Annotated in this window: 13 protein-coding genes and 10 tRNA genes; 22 read left to right on the top strand and 1 reads right to left on the bottom strand. The window is 34.4% G+C overall.

Features of this window, described 5'->3' with window-relative positions; translation table 11 throughout:
• Positions 1 to 5 precede the first annotated feature (5 nt).
• The 9 genes from VF726_RS31180 to VF726_RS31220 all read left to right on the top strand — a co-directional run bounded on the left by VF726_RS31180 (position 6) and on the right by VF726_RS31220 (position 840).
• Positions 6 to 81, top strand: a tRNA-Phe gene (locus VF726_RS31180).
• A gap of 18 nt (positions 82 to 99) precedes the next feature.
• Positions 100 to 175 (top strand) — tRNA-Thr (locus tag VF726_RS31185).
• 10 nt (positions 176 to 185) lie between these two features.
• Positions 186 to 269: transfer RNA gene (locus VF726_RS31190), tRNA-Tyr, on the top strand.
• A gap of 7 nt (positions 270 to 276) precedes the next feature.
• Positions 277 to 350: transfer RNA gene (locus tag VF726_RS31195), tRNA-Trp, on the top strand.
• Between the two features lie 19 nt (positions 351 to 369).
• Positions 370 to 445: transfer RNA gene (locus tag VF726_RS31200), tRNA-His, on the top strand.
• A 63-nt stretch (positions 446 to 508) separates the two neighbouring features.
• A tRNA-Gln gene (locus VF726_RS31205) sits at positions 509 to 583 on the top strand.
• Between the two features lie 5 nt (positions 584 to 588).
• Positions 589 to 663: transfer RNA gene (locus VF726_RS31210), tRNA-Gly, on the top strand.
• Between the two features lie 14 nt (positions 664 to 677).
• Positions 678 to 748, top strand: a tRNA-Cys gene (locus VF726_RS31215).
• A gap of 10 nt (positions 749 to 758) precedes the next feature.
• Positions 759 to 840 (top strand) — tRNA-Leu (locus VF726_RS31220).
• Positions 841 to 1,239: 399 nt separating this feature from the next.
• Here VF726_RS31220 and VF726_RS31225 read toward each other — a convergent pair.
• Positions 1,240 to 1,560: a DUF3884 family protein gene (locus VF726_RS31225; RefSeq protein WP_440174091.1), complete on the bottom strand. Its 321-nt coding sequence runs from the start codon at positions 1,558 to 1,560 to the stop codon at positions 1,240 to 1,242.
• Positions 1,561 to 1,911: 351 nt separating this feature from the next.
• Here VF726_RS31225 and VF726_RS31230 point away from each other — a divergent pair, with 351 nt between their 5' ends.
• The 13 genes from VF726_RS31230 (at position 1,912) to VF726_RS31290 (ending at position 16,701) form a co-directional block, all read left to right on the top strand.
• A complete protein-coding gene (locus VF726_RS31230) occupies positions 1,912 to 2,631 on the top strand; it encodes a YebC/PmpR family DNA-binding transcriptional regulator (protein WP_000532956.1) in 720 nt (239 codons plus the stop codon).
• Between the two features lie 147 nt (positions 2,632 to 2,778).
• Complete coding sequence (locus VF726_RS31235; RefSeq protein ID WP_440174093.1) at positions 2,779 to 3,240, top strand: NUDIX hydrolase; 462 nt, start codon at positions 2,779 to 2,781, stop codon at positions 3,238 to 3,240.
• Between the two features lie 486 nt (positions 3,241 to 3,726).
• A complete protein-coding gene (locus tag VF726_RS31240) occupies positions 3,727 to 4,503 on the top strand; it encodes a transglycosylase domain-containing protein (RefSeq protein ID WP_440174094.1) in 777 nt (258 codons plus the stop codon).
• A 188-nt stretch (positions 4,504 to 4,691) separates the two neighbouring features.
• Positions 4,692 to 5,342: a DsbA family protein gene (locus VF726_RS31245; RefSeq protein WP_042513269.1), complete on the top strand. Its 651-nt coding sequence runs from the start codon at positions 4,692 to 4,694 to the stop codon at positions 5,340 to 5,342.
• 114 nt (positions 5,343 to 5,456) lie between these two features.
• Positions 5,457 to 5,530, top strand: a tRNA-Gly gene (locus VF726_RS31250).
• A gap of 199 nt (positions 5,531 to 5,729) precedes the next feature.
• On the top strand, positions 5,730 to 6,872 hold the full coding sequence (queG, locus tag VF726_RS31255) for a tRNA epoxyqueuosine(34) reductase QueG (RefSeq protein ID WP_440174096.1): 1,143 nt from the start codon (positions 5,730 to 5,732) through the stop codon (positions 6,870 to 6,872).
• A 44-nt stretch (positions 6,873 to 6,916) separates the two neighbouring features.
• Complete coding sequence (locus VF726_RS31260; RefSeq protein ID WP_440174098.1) at positions 6,917 to 7,804, top strand: amidase domain-containing protein; 888 nt, start codon at positions 6,917 to 6,919, stop codon at positions 7,802 to 7,804.
• A 58-nt stretch (positions 7,805 to 7,862) separates the two neighbouring features.
• Complete coding sequence (trmL, locus tag VF726_RS31265) at positions 7,863 to 8,351, top strand: tRNA (uridine(34)/cytosine(34)/5-carboxymethylaminomethyluridine(34)-2'-O)-methyltransferase TrmL (RefSeq protein WP_000538147.1); 489 nt, start codon at positions 7,863 to 7,865, stop codon at positions 8,349 to 8,351.
• Between the two features lie 135 nt (positions 8,352 to 8,486).
• Positions 8,487 to 10,556 carry a sensor domain-containing protein gene (locus VF726_RS31270; RefSeq protein ID WP_440174099.1) on the top strand — a complete coding sequence of 690 codons (2,070 nt, stop codon included), beginning with the start codon at positions 8,487 to 8,489 and terminating at the stop codon, positions 10,554 to 10,556.
• Between the two features lie 393 nt (positions 10,557 to 10,949).
• Positions 10,950 to 12,845: a PrkA family serine protein kinase gene (locus VF726_RS31275; protein WP_440174101.1), complete on the top strand. Its 1,896-nt coding sequence runs from the start codon at positions 10,950 to 10,952 to the stop codon at positions 12,843 to 12,845.
• A gap of 446 nt (positions 12,846 to 13,291) precedes the next feature.
• Positions 13,292 to 14,467, top strand: coding sequence for a sporulation protein YhbH (gene yhbH, locus VF726_RS31280; protein ID WP_440174102.1), 1,176 nt, complete (start codon positions 13,292 to 13,294; stop codon positions 14,465 to 14,467).
• Between the two features lie 338 nt (positions 14,468 to 14,805).
• Positions 14,806 to 15,717 carry an ABC transporter ATP-binding protein gene (locus VF726_RS31285; protein WP_440174103.1) on the top strand — a complete coding sequence of 304 codons (912 nt, stop codon included), beginning with the start codon at positions 14,806 to 14,808 and terminating at the stop codon, positions 15,715 to 15,717.
• Between the two features lie 75 nt (positions 15,718 to 15,792).
• A complete protein-coding gene (locus tag VF726_RS31290) occupies positions 15,793 to 16,701 on the top strand; it encodes an ABC transporter permease (protein WP_440174104.1) in 909 nt (302 codons plus the stop codon).
• Positions 16,702 to 16,862 lie beyond the last annotated feature (161 nt).

Here is a 16,862-nt window from a genome sequence, read left to right on the forward strand (position 1 = left end):
AATAAGGCTCGGTAGCTCAGTCGGTAGAGCAGAGGACTGAAAATCCTCGTGTCGGCGGTTCGATTCCGTCCCGAGCCACCATTTATATTAATAGTATACGCCGGCTTAGCTCAATTGGTAGAGCAACTGACTTGTAATCAGTAGGTTGGGGGTTCAAGTCCTCTAGCCGGCACCATGTAAGTTTCGGAGGGGTAGCGAAGTGGCTAAACGCGGCGGACTGTAAATCCGCTCCTTCGGGTTCGGCAGTTCGAATCTGCCCCCCTCCACCATTTACATAGGGGCATAGTTTAAAGGTAGAACTGAGGTCTCCAAAACCTCCAGTGTGGGTTCGATTCCTACTGCCCCTGCCAAATATATTTATACAACATGGCGGTTGTGGCGAAGTGGTTAACGCACCGGATTGTGGCTCCGGCATTCGTGGGTTCGATTCCCATCAGTCGCCCCATTTTTATTTTAAAAATTACAAATAATCTAATGGATACTTACATATAATTAAGTAAGAAATCGATGGGCTATAGCCAAGCGGTAAGGCAACGGACTTTGACTCCGTCATGCGCTGGTTCGAATCCAGCTAGCCCAGCCATTTTTGCGGAAGTAGTTCAGTGGTAGAATACAACCTTGCCAAGGTTGGGGTCGCGGGTTCGAATCCCGTCTTCCGCTCCAATAAAATTTTATATGGCGGCATAGCCAAGTGGTAAGGCAGAGGTCTGCAAAACCTTTATCACCGGTTCAAATCCGGTTGCCGCCTTTTCTTTTGTGCCGATGTGGCGGAATTGGCAGACGCGCACGACTCAAAATCGTGTTCCTTCGGGAGTGTCGGTTCGACCCCGACCATCGGTATCAAGAACGGCGTAAAAAACTCTATACTAATTGTATAGAGTTTTTTTGTGTTTTCATTACACGACGAAATAAGCACAAAAAAGACAAATGCTCTGATTTAATTCAGATTGAACAAAATTTGTAAGGTGCCAGAACAGTTCGCTTCACTTGTATTTACGTTGATTTCACAAGCTAACTATAAAGAAAATTTACAGTTAAATGATGAATGTCAAACAGAGGAAGTTGAGAAAGAAATAGTTATCCTTCATTAACAGGTAAGGGATTATGTATTGGCACTTATCAACTTTGAAGTGAAAACACTAAAAGGATAAATACGAATATTCATTTTTATCTTTTTAGTTCTATTTTTCTATAAAACATCAGCAGAATATTGTATATACAATATTCCCCTCAGGCACTCTAGAGCGAATTTCTCCACCCTGGTGACATGAAGTTAAATCCGGCAGCACCAGTAGATATTAGTACATTATCAACGGTTAAGTTTGTAATTTCTAAAAACCTCTTTTTAAACTCTTCTTTGTTGTACTTGTACATAGTTGAGTGGCACGCCCACATGTGCGTTGAAGTACTTAACCAGTCCCTTAATTCCTTTAATTCAGGAAACGACTCAAATTGAATTGGTGCATCTAATTTCATAAATCTCACTTGATAGATAGTTGGGTTTAGCTTTTCTCCTACCCCTTTAAGACCATGTACTTTTTTCTCATTTGAATGTGTCATAATTCTCCCCCCATATTCCCTTTAAATTTTTTCCTATTTTTATTATACAACAATAGAAAGTAATTATAGGGATATTATGGAAATCAGTATCGGCGATATAAAAAAACTCTAACAGAAATGTTAAAGTTTTTTTGTTAAATTGTGCTATGTGCTTTTAAAATTCGTAATAAATGTAGAAATTCATGTATAATATAACTTGTCGAAAGAACAAAATGATAGTGATTTATATTATGTCTGTAATATGAATCAAAAATGAACTTTTTATATTTCTTTTAAAAATGTGTTGAATACACATTATATTTCATATTAATATTTTTATGTAGATTTAAAACGGGAAAGAGAGTGGAAAGTATGGGTCGTAAATGGAATAATATTAAGGATAAAAAAGCATCAAAAGATGCAAATACAAGCCGTATATACGCGAAATTTGGACGTGAAATTTATGTGGCGGCAAAACAAGGCGAGCCAGATCCAGAATCAAACCAAGCGCTTAGAGTTGTATTAGAACGCGCGAAAACATACAATGTGCCAAGAACAATTATTGATCGTGCAGTTGAAAAAGCAAAAGGCGGTTCAGAAGAAAATTATGACGAGCTTCGTTATGAAGGATTCGGACCAAATGGATCTATGGTAATTGTAGATACACTTACAAATAACGTAAACCGTACTGCAGCAGATGTACGAGCTGCATTTAGCAAAAACAGTGGTAACATGGGTGTAAACGGTTCTGTAGCTTACATGTTTGATGCGACAGCTGTTATCGGTCTTGAAGGTAAAACATCAGATGAAGTGCTTGAAATTTTAATGGAAGCAGATGTAGATGCACGTGACATTCTTGAAGAAGAAGATGCTGTTATCGTATATGCTGAACCTGATCAATTCCATTCTGTACAATCTGCACTTAAAGATGCTGGTGTTGAAGAATTCACAGTTGCAGAATTAACAATGCTTGCACAAAGTGATGTAGAACTTCCTGAAGATGCTCAAGTACAATTTGAAAAAATGGTTGATGCATTAGAGGATTTAGAAGATGTGCAACAAGTTTACCACAACGTAGACTTAGGAGAATAATACGATAGAAGCCCCTGTTCGTTTAACGGATAGGGGCTTTTTTCATGAAGTTAATTAAGAGGGTGAATTAGTAAAGGTATTTTGTGGTAGACAGGGAATATGCTTATAGGGATATGTGAAATATTCATTATTGCTAGGAGGCTTAACATGGAACATAAAACACCAAAACATATCGTTGCTGTAGCAGGTTATTTAACAAATGAAAAAGATGAAGTGTTATTAGCTAAAGTACATTGGAGATCGGATACGTGGGAGTTGCCAGGAGGACAGGTGGAAGAAGGGGAAGCGCTCGATCAAGCAGTTTGTAGGGAAATGCTTGAGGAAACAGGGTTAACTGTGAAGCCTATTGGCATTACAGGAGTTTATTATAATGCTTCCATGCACATTCTAGCTGTTGTTTTTAAAGTGGCATACGTGAGCGGTGAAATACAAATTCAGCCTGAAGAAATACAAGAGGCTAAATTTGTTGCTTTAAATGAAGAGAACATAGATGAGTACATAACGCGTCCTCATATGAAATCCAGAACGCTTGACGCGATGAGAGCAACACATTTTATTCCGTATGAAACTTGGGAAGTGCAGCCGTATAATTTAATAGGCAGATTGTAAAGAAAAGAGTAGCCGATTTGAGATACAATCAAATCACTACTCTTTTTTGTATACTGTTTAAGAAAAAGGTCAAAATAATAATAGTGCTAGTATTGATTTTTAGAACGTTTGTTCTGTATAATGTATGATATATTATGCACATTTAGATTACTAGATACTTACAAATATATATATTTGTAGATGATATAATGAAAATAGGGTGTTTTAATAGAGGAGCCTTAAGGTTTACTCTGTAATTGGTTATTCGTGCTGTAGCATAATGTATATTCAATATTTCAGATGAATAGTAGATAAAAAAAGACTGTGATACAATACTTTTTTACCCCGCTATTTATGTGCAGCTCGCTTGGTGCGGCCTGATTAAAGTTTCATTTTATACCTTACAATGATGTAAGGTACGTGTAAGAGAAATCGATGGGATATTTTTTTACAACAAGGTATTCTTAAAGTAAGAGTTATACGCTGTGTGGAAAAGAGGTGTTCAAGATGAAAGAACGAGTATTATCTAGGGTGAACTATCACCAAAAAGTTGCATTAAATCCAATGACTAAGTTTTTTTATAAAGCCATTATTTTATTATTATTGTTAAGTTTTACATTATTATTCGTTGGAAATGTCATGATCGAGCAAAGTGATATTAGTAAATTACATGTACCGGCTAAATTAGAGGTGCCAGAATCATTAACACATGCATTTATTGCGACAGAGGATAAAAGATTTTATCATCATAACGGTTTAGATTATATAGCGATTATTAGGGCGTCTGTTGAGAATATAAAAGCTGGTGGTGTTGTGCAAGGCGGAAGCACAATTACACAGCAGTTATCCAAAAATGCTTTTTTAACGAATGAACGTACATTTTCTCGTAAGTGGAAAGAGATTTTCTATACGAAAAAGATTGAACGCACATTTACGAAGGATGAAATTTTAAAATTGTATGTAAGTAATATTTATTACGGAGAAGGAGCATGGGGAATTGAAAAAGCAGCCAATCTTTACTTCGGTAAGAAGGTGAGCCAATTAACGTTGGCTGAAAGTGCAATGATGGCTGCTGTAGTAAAGGCACCTGCTTATTACTCACCTGCACAAAATTACGATAAAGCAGTTGAGAGACGGAATGTAGTTTTGAGATTGATGGAGAAAGAAGGCTATATCAATCATGATGAGTATGTGCAAGCGGTTAGTGAGAAATTAGTTATTCGTCATGATATAAAAACAGAGCAGTCGATGTTAAATAATGCGCGTGAAAAAGCAGTAAGCTAAAGGAGGTTCCTACATAGGAGCTTTTTTTTTTTGAATAAATTGTGACAAATTGTGACACAATATCGTCACAATTGTTGTATTTTTGTAATTTATGTGAGCGTGTTCATTGCGTGACATATGTAAGTATTGATATTATGTGTATTGTGTACAATGCTGTATACAGAATATGAATTTAAAGAGGAATGTATATGAAATCGAACAAACTTATGGCTCTTGGCGTAGTTTTTTCTATCGCAGTATTGATTGTAATCGGGACGATTGTGTATAGCATCATAAATGACAAAAAAGATAAAGGGAATGAGATGTTTGCTTATTCCACACAACAATCTTTAGGGAAAGATGATGCCCCAGTTAAGGTAGTTGAATTTGGAGACTTCAAATGTCCTGCTTGTCGTACTTGGGATGTAACAGTATTACCACGATTAAAAGAAGAGTATATTGATAAAGGCAAAGTGCAGTTATACTTTATTAACTTCCCATTTATCGGAAAAGACTCTGATTTAGGTGCAGCAGCTGGTGAAGCAATTTATAAACAAGATAAAGATTCATTCTGGACTTTCTATGATGAGATTTATCAAAGTCAAAAGAAAGATACGGAAGAATGGATTACAGAAGAATTACTTCTTAACATTGTGAAAGAGAAGCTTCCGAAAGTTGATGTAGAACAATTTAAGAAAGATTTACACAGCAAAGAAATAAAAGAAAAAGTACGTAAAGATTCAGATCGTGCTCAAAAATTAAAAGTTCAAGGTGCTCCTTCAGTATATATAAACGGAAATCTTGCAAACCCTGATTTCGATAGTATGAAGAAGGCGATTGATAAAGAATTGAAAAAGTGATGAGCTACTCATCACTTTTTCGACTTTTTTCGATAAAATTCTTGCTTCCGTTTTTTGTACATGCTATACTACTTTACATAAGTTATTCTAATATCTTATATTTATTTCATATTTGCGGGTGTAGTTTAGTGGTAAAACAAGAGCCTTCCAAGCTCTGGTCGAGAGTTCGATTCTCTTCACCCGCTCCAAATTTTATTAAATGTTTTTCTATAAATTGTGATCAACGCAGTGTTTCGTTTCTGAGATAAACGAGGCATTGCGTTTTTTAATGTTTGAAAAAGATAATTGTATGCGAAAATAGAAGTAAAGAATAGTATTCCAAAAGTGAATTGCTAACTAATATAGACGTTACATAAGGGATGAATTCATCTGAGGAGGCGATTAGGAATGGATTTTGAACAATTAAAGCAAGATGTAATTGCGTATAGTAAAACGATTGGTATAGATAAAATAGGCTTTGCTAGCGCTTCACCATTTGAAGAATTAAAGCAGCGGTTAATCCAGCAGCAACAATTAAATTATCAATCTGGATTTGAAGAGTCTGATATAGAAAAAAGAACGAACCCACAGCTTCTACTACCGGTTGCAAAATCAATTATTGCGATTGCATTAGCGTATCCTTCAAAATTAAAAAATGCACCATTAAGTAAGCGCGGAGAACGCCGTGGGATTTTTTGTCGAGCTTCTTGGGGGCAAGATTATCATCTTGTTTTACGAGATCGTTTGCAAAAATTAGAAGCATATTTAATCGAAAAACTTCCAGATATAGAAGTTAAGTCAATGGTTGATACGGGTGAATTAAGTGACCGAGCTGTTTCGGAGCGTGCCGGTATTGGATGGAGCGGTAAAAATTGCGCTATTATTACACCTGAATTTGGTTCTTATGTGTATTTAGGAGAAATGATTACAAACGTTCCATTCCCACCAGATCAACCGATAGAAGATCAATGCGGGAGCTGTACAAAATGTATTGATATTTGTCCTACAGGTGCTTTAATACAAGGAGGACAGTTAGATTCGAAGAAATGTATTGCATTTTTAACACAGACGAAAGGATTTTTGCCTGAAGAATACCGCGACAAAATAGGAAATCGTATTTATGGATGTGATACATGTCAGACTGTTTGTCCGAAAAATAAAGGAATGGATTTTCATAATCATCCTGAGATGGAACCAGATCCTGAGTTGGTTAAGCCGTTATTAACACCACTTTTAACAATTAGCAATCGTGATTTCAAAGAGAAATATGGGATTATGTCTGGTTCATGGAGAGGTAAAAAGCCGTTGCAACGAAATGCGATTTTGGCACTTGCGCATTTTAAAGAGGCATCAGCAATTCCTGATTTAATCGGTGTTATGAAAGACGATCCAAGACCAGTACTTCGCGGAACAGCAGCATGGGCACTTGGAAAAATTGGTGGAGATGGCGTGGGCGAAGCCATTGAAAAAGCAATGCAACGTGAGAAAGATGAAGAGGTTCTTCATGAAATGAATCGCGGACTTGAATTGTTAGTGCAGAAAAAAGAGTAGATAATATCTCCCTTTTTCATATTGTAATATGGGAGGGAGACGAAATGGTTGTAAAAATAAATATTGAAAAGCAAGTACAACAATTTTTAGCATATATAACGGAGAAACGAACAAATGTAGATGGTATCGCTGAAGATTTATTACAAATAGCACAGAGAAAGAAAGAATTGTTTCAAAAGCGTAATGCAGAGATAGTGAAAGCGACTGCAGATGTTTCTTTCATGAGGCAATTAAATAATAGCAATCATCAAGAAATTGATTATCAAATACATTGTAAATATTTAATTAAGCATAAAGAATTATTTTATATCGAAGAGGAACAACTAAAACGAAGAGTTTGTTTAAATAATAGCCGGGTAATAGGTGATTATGTTATTGAAGTGCCAGAAGCAGTTGGAATGAGTGAGACATTAGAAAGGGAAGTTACAAAAGAGAAGTACGGTTCTTATCAGTACAATCGTTTAGAGGCAGTGAAATATGCAGAGCGTTGGTGGGATGATCGAAACCCTGTATATCGTAATTTTCCTGATAACTGTACAAATTTTATTTCTCAATGTCTTCATACTGGAGAAGTACCAATGAACGGATATCCTAATATTCGTAAAGGATGGTGGCAAAGGGAGAATCAGTGGAGTTGGAGCTGGGCTGTCGCACACTCTTTTTATTGGTATTTGTCAGGTGCTACAACAGGACTTCGAGCTGAAGCTGTAGAAAGGCCTGAGGACCTTATTCTTGGTGATGTCATCGCTTATGATTTCGAGGATGATGGTAGGTGGAATCATACGACGATTGTAGTAGCAAAAGACGCAGATGGTATGCCACTTGTAAATGCACATTCAGCGAATAGCCGTCGGCGTTATTGGAACTATGAAGATTCTAGTAAATATACACCACAAATGAAATATAAATTCTTTCATATTATTAATGGGTAGAGATTTTTCGCTCAAGTGGTATAATACGTAGTAGACAAAAAACAGAGGTGAATATCGCGTGGGAGTACATGTTGTTTTATATCAACCAGAAATTCCAGCAAATACAGGGAATATTGCTCGTACTTGTGCAGCAACTGGAACAGAATTACATTTGATTAGACCGCTTGGATTTTCAACGGATGATAAAATGTTAAAGCGTGCAGGATTAGATTATTGGCAGCACGTGAAAATTACGTATTATGATTCAATTGAAGAGTTTTATGAGAAAAATAAAGATGGTGAGTTCTTCTACTTAACAAAGTATGGCGAGAAAGCTCATACAGCGTTTGATTATAGTAAACGTGAGAAGGATTACTACTTTGTATTTGGAAGAGAAACAAACGGCTTACCAGCTAATGTAATCGAAGAAAACTTCGATCACTGTTTACGTATTCCAATGACTGATAAAGTGCGTTCATTAAATTTATCTAATACAGCAGCTATCTTAATTTATGAAGCCTTTCGTCAACAAAATTATCCAGGATTAGATTTAGAAATTGTTTATTAAAAGTCGCCATATGGCGACTTTTTTTCTAAAAATAAAAATAAAAATAAATATGTAATCATACATTTAAAAAAGGGTACATATTCATATAGAATGGGGATATATGAATAAAAATTGATCAGACGGGTTGAGATAAATATGAAGGAACGATATAGTAATCAAAATACCTTTTTAAGTATGATAGATATGGAGTTAATAAGAAGAGGGTTATTACATGCTATTCAAGATTTAGTATTTATTGTGAAAGTTATGGATGATGAAACCTTTAAATATATTTATGTAAATAAGATAGGGATGGATTATGCGAAGCTAAGCGAAGAGTGTTATGGAAAAACGTTCGGTGAAGTATTGCCAGAAGATACGGCGGAAATATTGCAAGTGCAATATGCAAAAGTAGCGAGCGAAGCGAAAGCACATACCTTTTGTGATGTAGTTAGTTTACCAACTGGTAATGTACATTATGAGTCTTCACTTAATCCTGTATTTGATGAAGAAGGAGTATGTCAGTTTATTATTTGTATTACAAGAGATATTACAGCTCAGGTTGAGGAAAAGGCAGAGATAGAGGAAAAACAAATGTTGTTTAAGTCATTACTAGAATATAATAATGACTCCATTCTATCTATAGATTCTATAGGTAGAATTACATATGCGAATCCAGCAACGTATGAAATATTTGGATATCGATATGAAGAATTAAATAATAAATTTATCTTTGAATTTATTAATAAAGAATATGAAAAAGATTTTCAAATTATATTTAAAGGATCTATGCAAGGAAAAGCAAAGCAAATTGTTTCAAAGAAATATGTTCATAAAGAAGGATACGAGCTCTATATTTCTTTGAGAACTATTCCAATTATTGTGAACGGTGAAATTGTTGGGGTTTATATTGTTACGAGGGATGTTACAAGGCAAGTATTAAACGAGATGAGAACGGAATATTTAGCTTATTATGACCAGTTAACAGGATTAATGAATAGAATTTCATGTACAAATAAGTTAGATGATTTATTAAATGATAAGATAGATTTTGCGTTTATCTTTATAGATTTAGATGAATTCCATCTTATTAATGATACTTTTGGTCATAAAGAAGGAGATAAAGTATTACAAAAAGTGACAGAATGTTTAAGCAGTATCCAAATAAACGATATGCACTTATTTAGAGAACACGATGATCAATTTGTTATGTTAATAGAAAATATAACGAAAGAACGTGTAGAGGTAGTTGCAAAAAGCATATTAAAAAACATTAGTGAACATTTTGTAATCGAGGAAGAGGACGTGTATTTAAGTGCGTCAATTGGGATTGTAATGGCTCCAACAGATGGGGAAGATGAAAAAATATTATTCCAAAGAGTTGATGCTGCTTTGGAAAAAGCGAAAGAAAAAGGAAAAGGGCATTATCATTTTTATTGCAGTGGATTAGATTGTGAGCGTGAACAAAGATTTATAATAGAAAACCAATTACATCGTGCTATAGAAAAGAATGAATTTTTCTTATATTATCAGCCGCAAATTAATATTGAAAAGAAAAAAATAGCTAGCATGGAAGCTTTAATAAGGTGGGAAAATAAAGAACTAGGATTTGTCTCTCCTAATCAATTTATTCCGCTGGCAGAAAGAACAGGTTTTATCATTAAGCTTGATGAATGGGTAGTAAATGAAGTTTGTAAGCAAATACGTGAATGGTTAAATAAAGGATATGAAGTTGTCACGATTGCAGTTAATATTTCAGCCAGACACTTTCGCTCTATTACATTAATAGAGATGATTACACGAGCTTTACATAAGTACAATGTACCAGCCCATCTATTAGCGATAGAGGTTACAGAAGGAGCCCTTATGCATAAGGACATATCGAAAAGAGTATTACTGCAATTGAAAGAACAAAATTTAAAGATTCATTTAGATGATTTTGGAACGGGATATTCATCTTTAAGTTATTTAAAAACGTATCCAATTGATACATTGAAAATCGATCGTTCTTTTATGGAAGGTATACATGTAGATGAACGCGATACGAATATTACAGCTGCAATCATTCATTTAGCTCATACTTTGGAATTGAATGTAATTGCAGAAGGCGTAGAAAAAGCGGAACAAATACAATTTTTGAAGGAAAAGAATGTGAAGTTTGTACAAGGTTATTATTATAGCCGACCTTTATCAAAAGATGGTGTGGAAAATATGTATTATAAATAATTGATAAAAAAAGTGATGTGCTTAGAAGCACATCACTTTTTATTTGTACCGGGTTTATCATTGTAACCAGATGTAAAAATAGCTGTAAGAAATGTGAGTGATACACCTAAAATTAATAATAATTTCATACTAATATCCCTCCTATTTTTTCAGTTTACGAATCTTCAATATGAATCGAAATGTATGTAATGTTCTTGGAAGAAAAGAATTTATTTAAAATGAATAGCGGTGTAAAAACTTTAATACCTATATTATACAGAATTTTCTTTGAATTTTGGAGAGAATTTTATAGCACTACTGTATATTTCATTTTGATTTAAAGAATGTTTGAGGACATCCTAGCATACCTTTTATAATAATCCGATTGAACAAGGAGATGGGGGAGGAGCTATAATGGATATTCTAAAAAAAATTGAACAGCATCGAGAAGCAGAAGAACGTTTACAATGGGAAGGTACGTTTGCGGAGTATTTAGAGCTTGTGAAGGAAAGACCATGGGTGGCTCAAACAGCACACTCTCGCATTTACAATATGATAAAAGATGCTGGAATTGAAGAAGTAGATGGTAGAAGAAAGTATAACTTTTTTAGTAATCAGCTATTTGGATTAGAGGATGCTTTAGAACGTCTTGTAGAGGAATATTTTCATCCATCTGCAAAACGATTAGATGTTAGAAAACGTATTTTATTATTAATGGGTCCTGTTAGTGGAGGGAAATCAACATTAGTTACGATGTTGAAACGAGGGTTAGAAACATATTCACGAACAGATCGAGGAGCAATTTTTGCAATTAAAGGATGCCCAATGCACGAAGATCCGCTTCATTTAATTCCGCACCATTTACGGGATGATTTCTTTGATGAGTATGGAGTTAGAATTGAAGGGAATTTATCGCCACTCAATGTGATGCGTCTAGAACAAGAATATGGTTCAAGAATTGAGGATGTAGTTGTAGAGCGTATTTTCTTCTCGGAAGATCGCCGTACAGGAATTGGTACATTTAGCCCGTCTGATCCTAAATCACAAGATATTGCCGATTTAACAGGTAGTCTGGACTTTTCAACTATCGCAGAATATGGTTCTGAATCAGATCCACGAGCGTATCGCTTTGATGGAGAATTAAATAAGGCAAACCGTGGGATGATGGAATTCCAAGAGATGTTGAAATGTGACGAGAAGTTTTTATGGCATTTGTTATCGCTTACGCAAGAAGGAAACTTCAAAGCGGGAAGATTTGCGCTTATTTCAGCAGATGAATTAATTGTAGCGCATACGAATGAAACGGAGTATCGTTCTTTCATAGCAAACAAGAAAAATGAAGCATTACACTCAAGAATTATTGTAATGCCTGTTCCATACAATTTACGAGTGAGTGAAGAAGAACATATTTATGAAAAAATGATTCGTGAAAGTGATGTATCCAATGTTCACATTGCACCACACACACTTCGCGTTGCAGCAATGTTTACGATTTTAACTCGTTTAAAAGATCCGAAGCGTCCGGATATTGATTTAATTAAAAAGATGCGTTTATATGATGGAGAAACGGTAGAAGGTTATAATGTAATTGATGTAGAGGAGCTGCAACGTGAATATCAAGATGAAGGCATGAGCGGTATCGATCCTCGTTATGTAATTAACCGAATTTCTTCGACAATTATTAGAAAAGAAGTACCATCTATTAATGCATTAGATGTACTTCGTTCTTTAAAAGATGGATTAGATCAGCATCCATCCATTAGTAATGAGGACCGTGAGCGTTATATGAATTTCATTTCATTAGCAAGAAAAGAATATGATGAAATTGCGAAGAAAGAAGTACAAAAAGCATTCGTGTATTCATATGAAGAATCAGCGAAGACACTTATGGATAATTACTTGGATAACGTTGAAGCATATTGCAATAAATCGAAATTACGTGACCCATTAACAGGTGAAGAAATGAGTCCAGATGAAAAGCTAATGCGCTCAATTGAGGAGCAAATTGGAATTTCAGAAAATGCTAAGAAAGCATTCCGTGAAGAAATTTTAATTCGCATCTCTGCTTATGCGCGTAAAGGAAAACGCTTTGATTATAATTCACATGAGCGTCTTCGCGAAGCGATTCAGAAAAAACTATTTGCTGATTTAAAAGATATAGTGAAAATTACAACATCAACGAAAACACCAGACGAAAATCAGCTTAAGAAAATTAATGATGTTGTTGCGCGCTTAATTGATGAGCACGGCTACAATTCTTCATCTGCGAATGAATTACTACGCTATGTAGGTAGTCTGCTAAACCGATAGTTTGATAACAAAACGCTGTCTCTTGTATTTTGCGGGACAGCGTTTTATTATCCGTTCATATGTGTAAAGTGTCATACCTTGTCCAAATGTAATAAATTAAGATGCAATTTCATGAATTTATTGTCAATTATTTTTACAATATGCATATGATAGAGTAACCAACCATTCATACGAAAAAAGCCAACACAATACAATATGTTGCAAAGTGTAAATGTGTGCAACTATGCATTGTGTTTCTTTCTTATCAACGGCTGAATTTTCTTTTCTAGTATGTGAGTGGCAAAATTTTGTTTAGGATGCTCGGAGTATTATATGAAAAACGTTATATATGTTTATGGGATGAATTTCGATGGGCAGTTACCTTTCATTCTAGCTTGCACAGTATAAAACAAAATTTCTAGCTTGCTGTTCATATAGGAAGACAATTACAGTAAGGAGGGAAAGAAATGGGTGAAGAAAATCAACCAAATTATACGATTTCACAGGAAAACTGGTCCCTCCATCGCAAAGGATATGACGACCAACAACGCCATCAAGAGAAAGTGCAAGAGGCAATTAAGAATAATTTACCCGATCTTGTAACAGAAGAAAGTATTGTTATGTCTAATGGTAAGGATGTTGTGAAAATACCGATTCGTTCTTTAGATGAATATAAGATTAGGTACAATTATGATAAAAACAAACACGTTGGGCAAGGAAATGGTGATAGCAAAGTTGGTGATGTCGTTGCGAGAGATGGATCAGGTGGTCAAAAGCAAAAAGGACCAGGAAAAGGGCAAGGAGCAGGGGATGCGGCTGGAGAAGATTATTATGAAGCTGAAGTCTCTATTCTAGAATTAGAGCAAGCGTTTTTCAAAGAGTTAGAGCTGCCTAATTTAAAGAGAAAAGAAATGGATGAAAATCGGATTGAACATATTGAATTTAATGATATTAGAAAAACTGGGTTATGGGGCAACATCGATAAGAAACGAACGATGATATCTGCATATAAACGAAATGCAATGCGTGGTAAAGCATCTTTTCATCCGATTCACCAAGAAGACTTAAAGTTCCGTACTTGGAATGAAGTGTTAAAGCCAGATTCAAAAGCTGTTGTATTAGCGATGATGGATACGAGTGGATCGATGGGAATATGGGAGAAATATATGGCACGTAGCTTCTTTTTCTGGATGACGCGATTTCTACGAACGAAGTATGAAACAGTAGATATTGAGTTTATTGCCCATCATACGGAGGCAAAAGTCGTTACAGAAGAAGAGTTTTTCTCAAAAGGAGAAAGTGGTGGAACGATTTGCTCTTCAGTATACAAGAAAGCACTCGAGCTAATTGATAATAAATACTCACCAGACCGCTATAATATTTATCCATTCCATTTTTCAGACGGTGATAATTTAACATCAGATAATGCTAGATGTGTAAAACTTGTTGAAGAGTTGATGAAGAAGTGTAACATGTTTGGGTATGGGGAGGTAAACCAGTACAACCGCCATAGCACCCTCATGTCAGCCTATAAAAACATTAAAGATGAGAATTTCAGATATTATATTTTAAAGCAAAAAGCAGATGTATTCCATGCGATGAAGAGCTTTTTTAGAGAAGAATCCGAGAAAAAGATGGTTTAAACCCCTAATTGTAGGGGTTTTTGTTTTTAACTGAAATTAAAAAGGGGGCTGTCCCAAAAGGTCTTTATTCAATGACCTTTTGGGACAGCCTTTCTGTTATAAATTAGGATTCTTATGAAATTTAGATACTTATAGATAAAAGACTTAATTCAAGTTGTCACGTATGAAATAGGACCGATTTGAGTGCGTCACATAACACTTACGTACACTTTTCTGTATTTGAAGTAAACAGTTATTACATCATATATGTAATTTATGATAAAAAAGCAAAGACTAATTTAAGTAATGTTAGACTAAATGTAAGTTAAAGGTAACAAGAAAAATTAGGAGGTACTTAAATGCGAAATGCATTTAGAGGGGGGTTAATTTATTTTAGTTATAATAAAATGCAACCTATTTTGAATGGTTTATCTCTTTCAATAGAGGATAAACAAATATATGGATTACTCGGAAAATCTGGTTCAGGTAAATCTACATTAGTAAGAGTCATGCTAGGCTTAGAGAAAGCAGAAAGCGGAAAACTGCAATGGTTTAATGAGATACCTAACCCTAGCACGAAACGACGTATAGGTTATGTCCCGCAAAATTTAGCATTTATGTATGATTTATCTGTTTATGAAAATGTATTATCCTTTGGCAAACTCTATGGCTTAAAAGAACAAAATTTAAAAAAACAAGTCAAATATGCACTCGAATTGTTTGAGTTATGGGATGAAAGAAATCAACGTTCAGGTGATCTTTCGATTGATATGAAACAAAGATTAAATATTGCATGTGGCATTGTTCATAATCCCGATGTTGTTATTTTAGACGAACCAACATTTGGATTAGATCCTCAAGCTAGTAAATATATTTTAAATAGGATTGTAGAGTTAAATAAAACAAGAGTTACCATTATTTATATAGCTAGTAATACAGAGGAGGTTAAGAAGATTTGTTCACATGTGGGGATAATTCATAATGGAAAATTGGTGTGTGAAGGGAGACTGGAAGATGTTATCCAAAAATATGCAGATCAACCAATTATTGAATTAGAGCTACATGAGAATGTTAAGTGCTATACAGAAAAATTAAAAGGGTACAAAATAGCATACACTGAAGAACATTGTATAGGTATTGAGGAAACTGATACATCACTGATTCATAGTATTAAAGAGAGATTTGGATCAGAAATCCAAAAAATTATTTATATGCCTTCTGATCTAGAACAAGTATTGCATAAATTAACTGAAAGAAATTTGGTAAATTAAGGATTATATTAACTCATTTCTTACTGATAAAAAGTATAGGAACAACTTTTATTAAAGAGAAAGGAGTTACAGAATGTGCAAATCTTTAAGCTATATATGAAACGAACTATTAAAAGAAAATGGACTTTTTTATTGTTAATTTTGTTACCTATTATATTTACATTTTTAGTTACTGCACAGTATCAAAAAATATCCCATCTCAATTTAACAATCTATGCAGAAAATAAATCAATGAATATTAATGAGATGAAAAAGCTAAAAAGCCTAACAGAATACTACAATTACAAGACTGATTATTCGGAAAAAGAAAAAACGAGTGTGTATAAAGAATTTCCGACATCTAAAATCGAATTAAGTAATTTGGAAAGTCAGTATGCTTCTATATTAACAAGTACATTTAACATGATTGTATCTGTGACGGTATTTTTATCAATGATAAATACATTGTTGTTTTCAAGAAATCAGACAGACCCAACAACGGAACGTATTTTGCTAACGGCTAAAAACAAATTTAGTTATTACTTACAGGTAGTAGGAGCAATTACCTTTGTTACTATTGCTCAATTGGTGTTAATGATTATATTAATAATATATTTTTTCAAAATTAATTTCATTATTTCTATGAGAGAGTTGTCTTTATTACTACTAGTGTATGGGCTATTAATCATTTTAGTAATAGGACTAGGGTTAATATTGAGAAAACAAACAGCAAAATCTTCAACAGGACGATTACTTGTAATTATAGTTGCACTATTACTCACTATATTAGGTGGAACGTTATGGCCGATAGCAATTATGCCTGAAGGGCTACAAGCTATTGCGAAAATCTTGCCGACATATTGGGTAACAGAGGTTAATAGTCAAGTGTTTTACGGATTGGTAAGAAGTGGACATGAAATATTAATCTATTTTATCGCTCTATTTTCTTGCATATGGCTAATTTTCTTTATGTTAACGCGTATGAGAAATAAGTATATATGGTGAAAAGCATTATAAAAGTAAGGGAGTCAGGGGAATTTTATGAAACAAAGTATTTGAAAGGAGGTGAGGAAATGAAGGAACAAAAAGAATTAAAAGAGTTAAAAAATGAAGAATTTGAACTAGATGTAGAGTTTTTAGACTTGGATGAAGTAAGCGCAATTCCA

The organism is Bacillus sp. Brlt_9 (assembly GCF_051948935.1).
Taxonomy (GTDB): Bacteria; Bacillota; Bacilli; order Bacillales; family Bacillaceae_G; genus Bacillus_A.

What these genes read in the sequence shown, in the direction of transcription:
- VF726_RS31230 (WP_000532956.1), top strand. Translation starts at nt 1,912, where the DNA reads ATGGGTCGTAAATGGAATAATATTAAGGATAAAAAAGCATCAAAAGAT.
- VF726_RS31285 (WP_440174103.1), top strand. Translation starts at nt 14,806, where the DNA reads ATGCGAAATGCATTTAGAGGGGGGTTAATTTATTTTAGTTATAATAAA.
- VF726_RS31245 (WP_042513269.1), top strand. Translation starts at nt 4,692, where the DNA reads ATGAAATCGAACAAACTTATGGCTCTTGGCGTAGTTTTTTCTATCGCA.
- VF726_RS31275 (WP_440174101.1), top strand. Translation starts at nt 10,950, where the DNA reads ATGGATATTCTAAAAAAAATTGAACAGCATCGAGAAGCAGAAGAACGT.
- VF726_RS31260 (WP_440174098.1), top strand. Translation starts at nt 6,917, where the DNA reads ATGGTTGTAAAAATAAATATTGAAAAGCAAGTACAACAATTTTTAGCA.
- VF726_RS31235 (WP_440174093.1), top strand. Translation starts at nt 2,779, where the DNA reads ATGGAACATAAAACACCAAAACATATCGTTGCTGTAGCAGGTTATTTA.
- queG (WP_440174096.1), top strand. Translation starts at nt 5,730, where the DNA reads ATGGATTTTGAACAATTAAAGCAAGATGTAATTGCGTATAGTAAAACG.
- VF726_RS31225 (WP_440174091.1), bottom strand. Translation starts at nt 1,560, where the DNA reads ATGACACATTCAAATGAGAAAAAAGTACATGGTCTTAAAGGGGTAGGA.
- VF726_RS31240 (WP_440174094.1), top strand. Translation starts at nt 3,727, where the DNA reads ATGAAAGAACGAGTATTATCTAGGGTGAACTATCACCAAAAAGTTGCA.
- VF726_RS31270 (WP_440174099.1), top strand. Translation starts at nt 8,487, where the DNA reads ATGAAGGAACGATATAGTAATCAAAATACCTTTTTAAGTATGATAGAT.
- yhbH (WP_440174102.1), top strand. Translation starts at nt 13,292, where the DNA reads ATGGGTGAAGAAAATCAACCAAATTATACGATTTCACAGGAAAACTGG.